Annotated in this window: 9 protein-coding genes; 3 read left to right on the plus strand and 6 right to left on the minus strand. The window is 67.7% G+C overall.

The annotated features are described in order from the left end of the window. Positions 1–51 precede the first annotated feature (51 nt). From NJD74_RS15190 to prfB, 4 genes are all read right to left on the minus strand, one after another. Positions 52–2,226 carry an ATP-binding protein gene (locus NJD74_RS15190; RefSeq protein WP_070472853.1) on the minus strand — a complete coding sequence of 725 codons (2,175 nt, stop codon included), beginning with the start codon at positions 2,224–2,226 and terminating at the stop codon, positions 52–54. Position 2,227: 1 nt separating this feature from the next. Next, entirely contained in the window at positions 2,228–3,367 is a 1,140-nt protein-coding gene (locus NJD74_RS15195; RefSeq protein ID WP_019182944.1) for a two-component system response regulator, read from the minus strand. Positions 3,368–3,569: 202 nt separating this feature from the next. Then, a complete protein-coding gene (gene lysS, locus NJD74_RS15200) occupies positions 3,570–5,087 on the minus strand; it encodes a lysine--tRNA ligase (RefSeq protein ID WP_319624505.1) in 1,518 nt (505 codons plus the stop codon). A gap of 127 nt (positions 5,088–5,214) precedes the next feature. Further along, positions 5,215–6,340, minus strand: a protein-coding gene (prfB, locus tag NJD74_RS15205; protein ID WP_102788438.1) for a peptide chain release factor 2 whose coding sequence is annotated in 2 segments (ribosomal slippage) — positions 5,215–6,264 and positions 6,266–6,340 — 1,125 coding nt in all. Because the reading frame shifts where the segments join, the coding sequence is not laid out codon by codon here. 204 nt (positions 6,341–6,544) lie between these two features. Here prfB and NJD74_RS15210 point away from each other — a divergent pair. Then, positions 6,545–7,294, plus strand: a complete 750-nt coding sequence (locus NJD74_RS15210; RefSeq protein WP_319624506.1) for a M48 family metallopeptidase — start codon at positions 6,545–6,547, stop codon at positions 7,292–7,294. Positions 7,295–7,344: 50 nt separating this feature from the next. On the opposite strand, the gene NJD74_RS15215 is transcribed toward NJD74_RS15210, so the two are convergent. Then, positions 7,345–8,214 (minus strand): LytTR family DNA-binding domain-containing protein, encoded by an 870-nt coding sequence (locus NJD74_RS15215; RefSeq protein WP_319624507.1) that lies wholly within the window; start codon positions 8,212–8,214, stop codon positions 7,345–7,347. Positions 8,215–8,389: 175 nt separating this feature from the next. Between NJD74_RS15215 and NJD74_RS15220 the strand changes: the two genes are divergently transcribed. Beyond that, entirely contained in the window at positions 8,390–9,595 is a 1,206-nt protein-coding gene (locus NJD74_RS15220; protein ID WP_319624508.1) for an acyltransferase, read from the plus strand. A 9-nt stretch (positions 9,596–9,604) separates the two neighbouring features. Then, entirely contained in the window at positions 9,605–10,597 is a 993-nt protein-coding gene (locus tag NJD74_RS15225; protein WP_319624509.1) for a phosphatase PAP2 family protein, read from the plus strand. 35 nt (positions 10,598–10,632) lie between these two features. Here the strand turns inward: NJD74_RS15225 and NJD74_RS15230 are convergent, their stop codons facing one another. Continuing rightward, positions 10,633–13,512, minus strand: coding sequence for a VIT domain-containing protein (locus NJD74_RS15230; RefSeq protein ID WP_319624510.1), 2,880 nt, complete (start codon positions 13,510–13,512; stop codon positions 10,633–10,635). Between the last annotated feature and the right edge of the window lie 53 nt (positions 13,513–13,565).

A 13,565-nucleotide genomic window follows, 5' to 3' on the forward strand; every position in this document is an offset into this window, starting at 1 on the left:
TGTGTTGTTCAAGCCCGGCTGCCGCCGGGCTTTTTTTTATTGCAGCCCCACTCAGCGCATGTCGCCGCCGTCGTCGGCCTGCCCCTGCGCCTTGCGCTGCGCACGCGCATCCAGCGCCTGCCGGCCTTCCTTGATGCCCGCCTGCAGCAGGGTCACGCGCTGCCGCCATTCACTCTTGAGCTGCCAGTCGGCCATGCGCATCAGATCTCCCGCACGGTTGGCAACGCGGACCAGGCCCAGATTGCTGGCCACGCCCTTGATTGCGTGCGCCTGCTCGCGGAAATGGACCCAGTCGCTGCGCTCGCCGTCGGCCAGCGCCACGCCGATGCACTGGTCGGCATCGGCCAGGCATTGGCGGATGAACTCGCGTTCGAAACCGTCGCCCATGCCGAGCGAGGCCAGCTCGTCGAGCACGCCCGGGTCCAGTACACCATCCAGCGCGGTAGCGGTACGCACGATCGGTGCGCTGGCCTTGAGCTGGCCGTTGGAGGCGATATCGGCAAGCACATCCAGCAGCCGCACCGCGACCACGGGCTTGGCCAGGAACGTATGCGCGCCGGCCTGGGTGCAGCGTTGGATGGCCTCGGGCGTGACGTCGGCGCTGAGCACCAGCACCGGTGTGCGCGGACCGCCACCGGCCTGCATCACGCGCAGTTCCTTGAGCATGTCCAGGCCGCTCATGCCGGGCATGTGCAGATCCACGATGGCCGCATCGAAATCACTCTCGGCCATCGCATCGAGCACCGCTTCACCGCCGTTGACGCACAGCACCTTGTGGCCGGCTTTCTGCAGCAGGCGCTGCAGCACCATCCGGTTGGCCTCGTGATCGTCAGCGACCAGGATGTGCATGCTGCGCACGCGCGCGCGGTGGCGCAGGAACGGGTCGGCGAACGCAATGACATTGCCGTTGCGGTCCGGCAGCCCGTCGCCGACCAGCGCCGGGGTGACCGTGCCCAGCGGCACGCGCGGCGGCGCGAACGGCAGCTCGAACCAGAAATGGCTGCCCTGCGGCGGGTTCTCTTCGTAGCCGATGTCCCCGCCCATCGCCTCGACCAGGCCCTTGGCGATGGTCGTGCCCAGGCCGGTGCCTTCGTGGCGGCGCGCCATGCTGACGTCGGCCTGCTCGAACGCTTCGAACAGGCGCGGGCGCATCTCCGGGGCGACACCGATGCCGGTATCGAGGATGTCGAACCGCAGGCGCACTCCGCCGTTGGATTCGGCATCGAGCACGGCCACGCGGATTTCGACACGGCCGTGGTCGGTGAACTTGACCGCGTTGCCGGCGATGTTGAGCAGGATCTGCCGCAGGTGGCCCAGGTCACCGCGCAGCAGCGGCGGCACGGTATCGGCCACCTTGACCCGGTAATCCAGCCGCTTGGCCTTGGCCTGCGGCAGCAGGATCAACCCGATGGCCTGGATCACATCGGCCAGCGCGAAGTCCTCGGCGGTCACGCGCAGCTTGCCCGCTTCGATCGCGGAGATATCGAGCACTTCCTCCACCAGCGCCAGCAGGCTGCGCGAGGACGCCTGGATGGTGTTCACACACTCGCGCTGCTCGTCGTCGAGCTTGGTGGTGGCCAGCAGCTCGGTCATGCCCGACAGGCCGTTGAGCGGCGTGCGGAACTCGTGGCTCATGTTGGCCAGGAAACGGCTCTTGGCCTCGCTCGCGCGGCGTGCCTCGGCCATCGCACGGGTGAGCTGGCGCAGCAGCGTGGAGAAATACAGCGGCACTGCCGCCAGGCCCAGCCACAGGCCGAATGCCAGCCGCGCGTTCTGATGCCAGTACGGGGTCAGCAGTGCGGTGCTGCCGAAGCTGACCATCGCCATCGCCACCGCGACGTACAGATAGTTGTTGCCGTAGCGCATGCCGTTGCCGACCGTCACCCACATCACCACGATGTAGACCCAGGCCAGTGGCTCGCCCATCTGCACCATGCCGGCGGCGATCAGCCCGTAATCGGCGAGCATGCCGGCCACGCGGCGCGGGTCCGAGCGCCCCGGCCGCCACAGCAGCCAGCCGAACAGCCCCAGCGAGAGGGTCAGGCCGGTCAGCACGATCGCCAGCACCCCGTGGTACTGCGCCGGGGGCAGGTCGTGACGCGGCCCCGGCATGAGCACATACAGCAGGATCAGGGTGATCAGCACGATGCGCACGATCGCCTGGCCGTGTTCGGTATCCGGGCGCTGCGCCAGGCGGTGCTTCAGGCGCGGGTACAGACGACGCATATCACATCCCCGGGCGGGATGACGCGGTGGAGTGCTGTGCGCAGATCTCATCAAGCTGGAGGCGGCCGCGCAGCAGGGCATCGACGCAGCGCGGATCGAACAACCGGCCCCGCTGGGCATACAGATACGCCAGCGTGGCTTCCATGGTCCATGCTTCCTTGTACGGACGCGGTGAGATCAGCGCGTCGAACACATCGGCCACCGCCACGATCCGCGCTTCCAGCGGAATCGCATCGCCGACCAGCCCATCCGGGTAGCCGCTGCCGTCGTAGCGCTCATGGTGGCGCAGCGCGATCAGGGCCCCGACCTGGATGAAACGGTTCTGGCTGCCACTCAGCAGCTCGTAGCCGATCCGCGGGTGCCGGCGCATGATCGCCTGCTCCTCATCGCTCAGCTTGCCCTGTTTGAGCAGGACCGCATCGGGAATGGCGATCTTGCCCATGTCGTGCAGGGGCGCGGCCATCTCGATCAGCTTGACCTCTTCTTCCGGCAGCCCGAGCTGCTCGGCGATCAGCCCGGCGACATGGGCCATGCGCTCCAGGTAGGCACTGGTGCCGGCATCACGGAATTCGATCGCCCGCGCCAGCCGCGACAGTGTTTCGCGCTCGCGCTCCTCCACCTCGTGCATGCTGGCCAGCAGGCGCTGCTCCAGCGACAGCGCGCGCTGCTTGACGTTCTCCGACTGCTGGCGCAGCTGCAACAGGTTGTAGCAGCGCGCGCGCAGTTCGCGCGGGCGGATGGGCTTGACCAGGAAATCGATCACCCCGGCCTCCAGCGCGGCCTGGCGGATCGGCTCGTCGCCGACCACGGTGATCAGGATCACGGGGATGTCGCGGTGCTTGGGCAGGCGGCGGAAACGGCGGGCGAACTCCAGCCCGTCCATCTCCGGCATGCGGTAATCGAGCAACAGCAGATCCACGGCGTGCGACTCGCACCAGGCAAGCGCCGTCAGCGGATCGCCGAAGTCGTGCACAGACAGTTCCGGCGCGATGTCCTCGATGACATGGCGCAGCATGGTACGCGCGGACGTCTGATCGTCAACGATGACAATATTCAAGGCTGCTTCTGCCTTCTTCCTTGACCACACTGGAACATGCTGCGAAGAGGATACTCCGCCGCTCTGCACACTGGCACCTTGCATCAGTCCGCCTCCCGTCATGAACACCCCAGTTCATGATCGTCGTCACAGTGTGACGCCGGTGTCGGCGTCTCCCTGCAACCCGTCATGGTCTGTGGCCATCACGCCATAGCGCCTGTTAAGGCCACGCAGAAACCATACCCGCGCGGCCACGGCAGCGGAACCCCCGCGCCGGACGTGCCCCAAGCACGCCCGGACCCAGGTCTCAGTTTTCCGGACGCATGTACGGGAACAGCAGCACGTCGCGGATCGAACCGCTGCCGGTCAGCAGCATCACCAGACGGTCGATGCCGATGCCCAGGCCGCCGGTCGGGGCCATGCCGTACTCCAGCGCGCGGATGTAATCGGCGTCGTAGTGCATGGCCTCGTCATCGCCGCCTTCCTTGGCCGTGACCTGGGCCTGGAACCGGGCGGCCTGGTCTTCCGGGTCGTTCAGCTCGGAGAAGCCGTTGGCCAGCTCCTTGCCGTTGATGAACAGCTCGAAGCGGTCGGTGTAGCCGGGCTGGTCATCGTTGGCGCGGGCCAGCGGCGAGACCTCGACCGGGTGGTCGGTGATGAAGGTCGGCTGGATCAGGGTGTGCTCGACGGTGGCCTCGAAGATCTCCAGCAGCAGCTTGCCCCAGCCGTAGGACGGCTTGATGCGGATCTTCAGGCGCTCGCAGTGGGCGGCCAGCGCATCGCGGTCGGTGCAGTCGGCGGCGCTGATCTCCGGGTTGTGGTGGCGCACCGCCTCGTCCATGCGCCAGCGGCGGAACGCCGGGGCCAGGTCGATCGTGGCACCGTCCCACTCCACCGTGGTGGTGCCCAGCACCTTGCTGGCCACGTCACGGATCACGCCTTCGGTCAGGTCCATCACTTCGGTGTACGTGGCGTAGGCCTCGTACAGCTCCATCATGGTGAATTCCGGGTTGTGGCGGGTGCTCACGCCCTCATTGCGGAAGTTGCGGTTGATCTCGTACACGCGCTCCAGGCCACCCACGACCAGGCGCTTGAGGTACAGCTCCGGGGCCACGCGCAGGTACAGGTCCAGGTCCAGCGCGTTGTGGTGGGTGGTGAACGGCTTGGCCGTGGCGCCGCCGGGGATGTAATGCATCATCGGCGTTTCGACTTCCAGGAAGTCGCGGTTGTCCAGCCACGCGCGCATGGCGCGGATGATCCGCGAGCGCTTGATGAACACCTCGCGCGACTCCGGGGTCACGATCAGGTCGACATAGCGCTGGCGGTAGCGCTGCTCCACGTCGGCCAGGCCGTGCCACTTGTCCGGCAGCGGGCGCAGCGACTTGGTCAGCAGGCGGATGCTGGTGGCCTTCACCGACAGCTCACCGGTCTTGGTCCGGGTCAGCCCGCCCTCCACGGCGATGATGTCGCCCACGTCCCAGCCCTTGAAGGCGGTGTAGGCATCGCCCAGCGTGCTGCCCTGCAGGAACAGCTGGATGCGGCCGGACTCGTCCTGGATCTGGGCGAAGCTGGCCTTGCCCATCACGCGCTTGGCCATCAGGCGGCCGGCCATCTTGACCTGGCGGTCGCTGGCCTCCAGCGCTTCGGCGGTCCACTGCTCTGCATCGGCGAACTCGGCCTGCAGGGTGCCGGCGAAGTGCTCGCGGCGGAAATCGTTCGGGTAGGCAATGCCCTGCCCGCGCAGGGCGGTCAGTTTCGCGCGGCGCTCGGCGATGAGGCTGTTCTCGTCGACGGGGGGCTGCGGCGCGGCGGTCTGATCGTTCATGGCGTGGGTCTATGTCTGTCGGGGGGGAGGTACGGTCCCCGCCATCATGCCGATGGTCGGGGCGGATTGCGAAACCGGGCGCGGCCCGGGCACAACGGATCGGGGCCGCGCGTGGCGGCCCCGACGGTCAGGCGTCGGTGCGTTTGGCACCCACGGCCAGGCCGGACTTCAGGCTGGCTTCGACGAATTCGTCGAGGTCGCCGTCCAGCACCTTCTGCGTATCGGAGCGTTCGATGCCGGTGCGCAGGTCCTTGATGCGGCTCTGGTCGAGCACGTAGTTGCGGATCTGGCTGCCCCAGCCGATGTCGGACTTGGTGGCTTCCACCGCGTCACGCTCGGCATTGCGCTTCTGGATCTCCAGCTCGTACAGCTTGGCGGCCAGCATCTTCATCGCGTTGTCGCGGTTCTGGTGCTGGCTACGGCCGGTCTGGCAGGCCACGACCGTATTGGTCGGGATGTGCGTGATACGCACCGCCGACTCGGTCTTGTTGACGTGCTGGCCACCGGCGCCGGAGGAGCGGTACACGTCGGTACGCAGGTCGGCGGGGTTGATGTCGATCTCGATGTTGTCATCGACTTCCGGCGACACGAACACCGAGGTGAAGCTGGTGTGGCGGCGGTTGTCCGAATCGAACGGCGACTTGCGCACCAGGCGGTGCACGCCGGTCTCGGTCTTCAGCCAGCCGTAGGCGTAATCGCCTTCCACGCGCAGCGTGGCCGACTTGATGCCCGCGACGTCGCCGCCGGAGACTTCCATCAGCTCGGTCTTCCAGCCGCGCGATTCGCACCAGCGCAGGTACATGCGCAGCAGGATCTCGGCCCAGTCCTGGGCTTCGGTACCACCGGCGCCGGCCTGGATATCGACGAACGCCGCGGCGTTGTCCATCTGGCCGGAGAACATGCGCTGGAACTCCAGCTGCTCCACGTGCTTCTGGTACTTGTCCAGGTCACTGACCACGGCCAGGGCGGTTTCTTCGTCCTGTTCGCTTTCGGCCAGTTCCAGCAGTTCGCCCGACTCGGTCAGGCCGTCGAGGATCGTGGCGATGCCGCCCACGGTCTTGTCCAGGTTGGCGCGTTCGCGGCCAAGGTTCTGGGCGTACTCGGCGTTGTTCCAGATATCCGGGTTTTCCAGTTCCCGGGTTACTTCTTCCAGACGCTCTTTCTTGGCGTCGTAGTCAAAGATACCCCCTGAGCGAGAGCACGCGATCGGTGAGATCGGTGATGCGCTGGCGGACAGGATTGAGCTCGATCATGTCGGCGATTAATGCGTGCGAAAAGACTGTCCATCATAGCCTATCCGGGCCTTTCCGGCGGTGGCCGGGGCGGCAGGTACCCGCCGGAGGGCAGGAAAGCGAGATCGCTGAACACGGGCGCCCGGCCAGACGGTAGACTTCGGCCCCGCCGCGCGGCCCCCTGCCCGCGGCGTCCCCCAACGCACTACATGGAGCACCACCCCGATGAGGACGTCATCCTCCGCCCTGCTGCTGGCCTTCGCCTGCCTGACCGCCTCCACCGGCGCTTCGGCCCTGGACCTCAAGCAGCTGACCAGCACCGGCCTGAAGGCCGGCCAGGCGCTCACCCTGTCCGACCAGGACGTGGCCAAGGCCGCCGACGAAGCCTGCGTCTACATGGACCAGCAGAACAAGGTCGCCCCCGCCAACTCGCCCTACGCCCAGCGCCTGGCCAGGATCACCCAGGGCCTGGCCAACGAAGACGGCATGAACCTCAACTTCAAGGTCTACCTGACCGACGACGTCAATGCCTGGGCCATGGCCAACGGCTGCGTGCGCGTGTACTCGGGCCTGATGGACATGGCCTCGGACGACGAAGTGCGCGGCGTGATCGGCCACGAGATCGGCCACGTCAAACTGGGCCACTCCAAGACCAAGATGCGTACCGCACTGCTGGCCTCGGCCGGTCGCAACACGCTGGCCGCCTCGGGCAATGCCAACATCGCCACCCTGACCCAGGGCCAGCTCGGCGAACTGGCCGAGGGCTTCGTCAACGCGCAGTTCTCGCAGAAGGAAGAAAGCGCTGCCGACGAATACGGCTACCGCTTCATGAAGCGCCACCAGTACGACCCGGCCGCCCTGGCCAGCATGTTCCGCAAGCTGTCCAGCAAGGGCGGCCTGATGTCCTCCCACCCGGGCTCGGAAGCCCGCGCCGGGCGCATCGACGCGATGATCAAGAAAGACAGCAAGCGCTGAGTTCCCTGCCGGCACCCTGCTCCGCCAGGGTGCCGGTCAGCCAGGCCGGGTCAGGCCGTTGCCTGCACCGCCAGCGCCTGCCGGAACGAGGGCAGCTGCCGGCGACTGCACGGTACGCGCCCACCATCGTCCATGTGCAGCAAGGCCTCGCCCCCGTCCAGCGGCTCGATCGAGACCAGGTGCCGCACGTTCACCAGCCAGCTGCGGTGGGCCCGCACGAACACGGCCGGATCCAACCGTTCTTCCAGTGCCGCCATGGTGCTGCGCAGCGGGTAGTAGTGCCCGCGCACCCGCAGATTGACGTAGTTCCCGGCCGCCTGGGCGTACTCGATATCACCGGTGGCGACCAGGAAGTCGCGGCCCAGCTTGCGCACCAGGAACCGCTCCGGACGTTCCACGGCGTCCACCGGCGGAGCATCGTCCGGCGCGGCCAGCAGATGCGCCTCGCCCTGCCGGCGCCGTCCGAACCAGCTGAAGAAGTGCTCGATCGCCACGAAGGTGAAGAACGCACGCACATCCTTGAGGTACTCGTACACCAGGCGTACCGGCCAGCTGGCATCGTCCTGGTAGTGGTAGCCGAGCGCGGCATAAGCGAGATGGCGCAGCCCCATCATCCCGGTGACATGCACCAGCGACCACGCCACGCTGGCCAGCAGGTACAGCGGCAGGCGGCGCTTCCAGGTATCGGCATGCAGCGGCCAACGCTGGCAGCCCCACCACAGGACCGGCAGCGTCAGCAGGATCATCGTGACGCTGCTCAGCTCCCAGATCATCGGCTGCCACAGGCCCAGGTCTTCGCCACGGCGCCCCGCATCCATCACTTCCACCAGCGCATTGGCCACCGCGGTGGTCAGCAGGATCACCGACCACACCAGCATCCGCGCACCCGGCTGCCACCGCGCGGCACGTCCGTTCGCCATTGAATCGTCCATTCGCAAAAGGTCGTCAGCCTGACTCATCACGCCATGGTAGTGCGCCCCGCCCATCCCTTGGCGACCGCCATTGGTCACTTGGCACCCACGGCAGAGCCCTTTGCCATGGCCGAACCCCCTCACAGTGCGCACCGTGGAGGCTCCTGCCCTCCCTGCCCCGTCCATGCCACGCCGCCACGACATCGACGCCCTGCGCGTACTCGCCTTCGCCCTGCTCATCCTGTATCACACCGCCATGGCCTACGTGGACGGCTGGGGGTTCCATCTCAAGAGCGACCACACCGCCGAGTGGCTGCAATGGCCGATGCTGCTGGTCAACCGCTGGCGGATGCAGCTGTTGTTTCTGCTCTCGGGCATCGCCATCGCCTTGATGCGGCCGGAGACACGCATCGTGCGCTTTGCCGTGCTGCGCTCGTGGCGGTTGCTGCTGCCGCTGGTGTTCGGGATGTGGGTGGTGGTGCCGATCCAACCCTACTGCGAGGCAGTGACCAACGGCCGCATCGAGCCCGGCTTCGGCGCGTTCCTGCTGCGCTACTGGCAGATGCCGGCCTGGCCGCAGGACAGCTTTGCCGGCTGGCAGCTGCGCATCACCTGGAACCACCTGTGGTACCTGGCCTACCTGTGGGTCTACACGCTGGTGCTGGCCTTGCTGATGCCGGTGCTGGATACCGCAGCCGTGCATCGCGCCGTGGAGCGCTTCGCCCGTGCGCCGGCGCCGCTGCTGATCGGGCTGCCCAGCCTGCTCTCCTTCGGCTGGGTGGCCTGGCTCGATCCCCGGTTCCCGTCCACCAACCTGCTGTTCGGCGATTGGTACCAGCACGCCAAGTACGGCACGGTATTCCTGGCCGGCTACCTGCTTGCCCGCGCCACCCCGTTCTGGGCGCGCGTGGTCGAGCTGCGCCGGACCACCCTGTGGGTGGCGGTCATTGCCGCGGGCTGGTACTTCGGCATCCGCCTCCTGGGGCGGGTGTTGCCGGACGATTCGGTGCTGCGGCAGTGGCCGGACAGTGTCTGGACGCTGCAGGTGATGGCCAGCCAGTCGCTGTACCTGTGGGCCGTGCTGCTGACCCTGCTCGGCTGGGCCAAGGTGTATCTGGATCGCCCGCTCCGCTGGCTGCCGTACTGCACCGAGGCGGTGTATCCCTGGTACATCCTGCACCAGAGCCTGATCATCGCGCTGCTGTTCTGGCTCAAACCGCTGCACCTGGGGCCATGGTGGGAGCCACTGCTGGTCCTGGCCGGGACGGTGGCCGGCTGTCTGGTGCTGTACGAAGGGCTGATCCGGCGCGTTGGCTGGCTGCGCCCACTGTTCGGACTGCGCCGGGAGCCGTTATCGTTGCCGGTCACGCGGGCGGTGGCCCGACACTGAGGAATACGGATGTTCCAGACCCATTGGCATGTGTGGCTGCAGTCCTTCTTCGATGCAGCGTGGATGTTGCCGCTGATGAACTTCGTCAGCGCGCTGGGCTACGAATGGGCGTACGTGCTGTTGATCGTGGTCTGCAGCTTCGGAGTGCGTCTTCGCGCGGGGCTGGGCATCATGCTGGCAGTACTGCTGATGTCGATGGCCACGCACGCGATCAAGCAGGGGGCCGCCCTGCCCCGCCCCAGCGATGTCGACATCCACGTGCTGGACAAGGGCCGGCCGGACCACGCGCTGGTCGCCGATGGCGCCGCCGGATCGTTCTGGACGCTGCCGACCGATGAAGCGATTGCCGCCCTGCGTGCACAGCCGGATCCGGACTACGGATTCATCAGTGGTCATGTGGGCGTGGCCACGGCGGCGATGACGGCGCTGGTGCTGTGCTTCGGCATCCGCAGCCGCGGCTGGCGGCTCGCACTGCTGATCGGATGGCCGCTGTTGATGGCGCTGTCACGCATGTACCTGGGCCGGCACTTCCTGTCCGATGTGCTGGGCGGCTGGCTGGTCGGGATGGCCTTGGGCTGGCTTGCCTGGCAGTGCCTGCCAGCGCCCGCGCGCCGTAATCGAACCCGCCACCTCATCCTCGCCACCCTCGGCGTCGGCGTGACGGCAGCGGCGCTGACGACCGAGTTCGTCCCGGCAGACAGCGCGGGGCGGTATCTGGGGCTGCTGCTGGTGTTCGCCTTCCTGCACTGGCGCGGCTGGCCGCTGGATCCGTACACACCGTGGCAGCGGATCGGGCGCGTCATGGCCGTCATCGGGCTGTATCTCGTCATCAGCCCCGTGCTGGAGGCAGTCGCCGTCGCACTGGCACTCCCTGACGCAGCGGTGGTGGAGGTGGTGTTCGATGCCATCGGCAACGCGGCGATCTTCATGGGCGGCATTGCCCTGGCGGGGTACTGGCCGCTGGCGGCGCGCAGCCTGCCTCGGGCCACCGCCGTCAAATAAACGGCGGCGGCCTCACGGATTCCGCTTGCGGGGGCTCACTTCACCTCGAACTCCCCGACCAGCACCGTTTCCGCACGGTCCTTCAACCGCAGCGTGACCTGCTGGTCGCGCTGGTCGCGGCTGCCCCATCGGGTGCTCAGGCGCAGCATCAAGGTGGTGGCGCCGGTGACCAGCTGCTCGCGGCTGCCGAAGTAGTTCGCTTCGATCCTGTAGATGCCCGGCTTGGCATCGCGCAACGAGAACTGCTCCGGGCCATAGCCGCCGGTGAAGTCCTGCGACATCTGCCCGCCCTGGTAGGTCAGCCGGTTGCCGTAGTAGGCGCGCTCGCCATTGGGATCGGTGACCCACAGGTCCATGTCGCTGTTGTCGCTGTCCCAGCTCAGCACCACGCGCAAGTCCAGCGGCATCGCACGGCGCAGGCGCGGGTCGATCGCGGAAGGATCCACACGCTCGCGCGCGATCAGCCGGGTCAGTTCGTCCAGCGCGATCAGCGAGATGCCGTCGAACCGCCCATCCCACGGGCGCACCACGACGTCGTAGAGCGCATCCACCGCCGCCTGGTACTGCCCGGCCGCTTCCAGCGCCAGGCCCAGGTCACGGAAACTCTGCGGCTCTTCCTCGCCCATCGCCAGCACCTGGCGGAACACCGGCACGGCCAGCGCCGGCGCCTTGGCCTGCATCAGGCGATAGCCGAGCACGCGCAGCACGTGGCGGTTTTCCAGGTCCATCTCGGCGAGGTTGGAGAGCACGCGCAGGGCCAGCTCCCGCTGTCCGCTGGCCAGCAGCAGATCGGCTACGTCCAGATAGAACGCGCTGCTGCCGGCGTGCTGTTCGCGCTCCTGCAGATACAGTGGATACAGCTGCGCCGGCGTGGCCTCGCGCAGGCGGCTTGCATACGCCGAATCCGGTGCCCACGGTGCCAGCGTCAGTGTGATCTGGCCGCTGTTGGCCCTGGGTGCCGATTTGGCGCGGCGCTCGGGGGTGGCCTCCGCCTCATCGGCCGCCGCCAAGGCGGTCAGCTCTACACGGTCCAGCGCCATCGGCGCCGCAGGTGCCGGCGGTGGCGCGGCCATCGCCATGGCGACCGGCGCGGCGACGGATCGGGATTCCTGCTTGGGTTGCGGTGGCGCATCCTTGGGCCAACGGGTATTCCACCACTGCTCGCGCTCGGCGAACTGGCGGGCGATGCCATCCAGGCGGCGCTTCCGCTCGGTTGCCACGTCGGCCACCGTCAACGCATGGCGCTGGTCGTAGGCCGCGCGCAGCGGGGCCGGCGGGCGGATGCCATAGCGCAGATAGTCCTCCAGCGTCTCCAGGACCAGCAGCGACGTATCGGCCGTCACGATCCCGAACTGCCGGGCCAGCGCCTTGGCGGCCTGCGCCCCGGCGGGGTCCGCCGCCAGTGCTGCCAACCGGTCATTCGCCCACGCGTGAGCGACCAGGCCGCCGTCGACCGTACGCGCGTTCGCGACGTTGAGCGTGACCGGCTGCGGACCGCTGTCGCCACCACGCAGGGACAGCAGCACCGTCGCATCGGGACGCAGCACGCGGCCGGTGACGCGAATCCAGCCCTGCGCAGCCCGCGAGGCATCCACGCTCACGTCCTCCACGCCACGTGCCAGCACATCGCTCACTTCGGCGGGCTGCAGCAGCAGCAGCGGCATCACCGTCTCCACCTCCGCCTCGTCGCTCAGTTGCAGCAGCTGACCATGATGGGCGCTGGTCCACGCACGAAGGCGCGGCGCGTCGGTCTTCGCACCGGCGCTGCTCAATGCATACAGGCGCTGATCGGGCGACAGGGTGGGCAACGTCTGGCGGCCATAGTTGGCCAGGCCATCGCTGACCAGCAGGTACTCGCCGATCGTGCGGTTCGGCGTCCAGTCGCCCAGCGCACTGGCGCCATCCTGGGGCAGCGCCAACAGATACTCGCGCAGCGCCGACCAGTCGCCCCGGGTGATCGGGAACTCGCGCGGCGCTTCGCTGCGGTCACGCAGCACCGTCAGCTGGACCTGCCCCGTGCCGAACGCCTGGAAATAGCGGTCCAACACGGCCAGCTCAGCCGCACGGTTACGCGTACCGGCCGAACCGGAGGCATCCCAGAGCAGACCGATGCGCGCAGGCAGGACGCGCGCGGCGGTCGGGGTCCGGACCGGCACACTGGCCAGCAGATAGCGCTGCCCATCCTGCAGCCCGGTGACCACGTCAGTGCTGCGCGCGAGCGGCAGGCTCCACTGCAGTTGGGCAGGCAGGTCCGCGCCCCGCCCCTGCCACTGCGCCGCGTAGGCACCGGCCTTCAACGTAAACCCGAGAGGATGGACGCCCACGGCGACCGGCTTGCCGGTCCCGCTGGTCTCCAACCGCAGCGTCAGTTGCTCGGCCTGGCGTGCGAAGGACACCGGCAGTGACCAGTGCAGACCCTGCGGCACGAGCGGCAGGCTGTCACGCAGCACCAGCCGGAGACGACGCTCGCCGCGCGCGGGGATGGGATAGATGCGCAGCCGGAACTGGTTGCCGGCGGTCTGTTCCAGCAGACCCGGATCGACCTGGCGGCGTTCGATCGCCTCGAAGACCTGGCGTCCCTGCGCCTTGGGTACCGGTACCGCATCGCGAAGCGTGCCATCGAGATCCAGTGCGAAACCGGCCACCTGCTGGCCGTAGGCCAACGGGAACTCCAGCTGCCCTTCCAGCACGCGCACATTGGGATTGTGGAAGGTCAATTCGATCGTGGTTTCGCCGAGCCCTGCCACGACGCGGCTGTCGATGCGGGCCTCGGTCAACCGCACCGGCACCTCGGCACCGGCGACCTGCAGGATGGGTGGGCGTGGCGAGGGAAAACGCCGTGGCTGTGCGTGGGCGCTGGGCAGCTGCCAGCACAGCAGCGCGAGCAGACCGATACTGCGCAGTGCGAGTCCCATGTGACGCTCCTGATCCGATGACCCTCCATTGAACGCACCGCGATCCGCAACGG

The organism is Stenotrophomonas sp. RG-453 (assembly GCF_033843685.1).
Taxonomy (GTDB): domain Bacteria; phylum Pseudomonadota; class Gammaproteobacteria; order Xanthomonadales; family Xanthomonadaceae; genus Stenotrophomonas; species Stenotrophomonas bentonitica_A.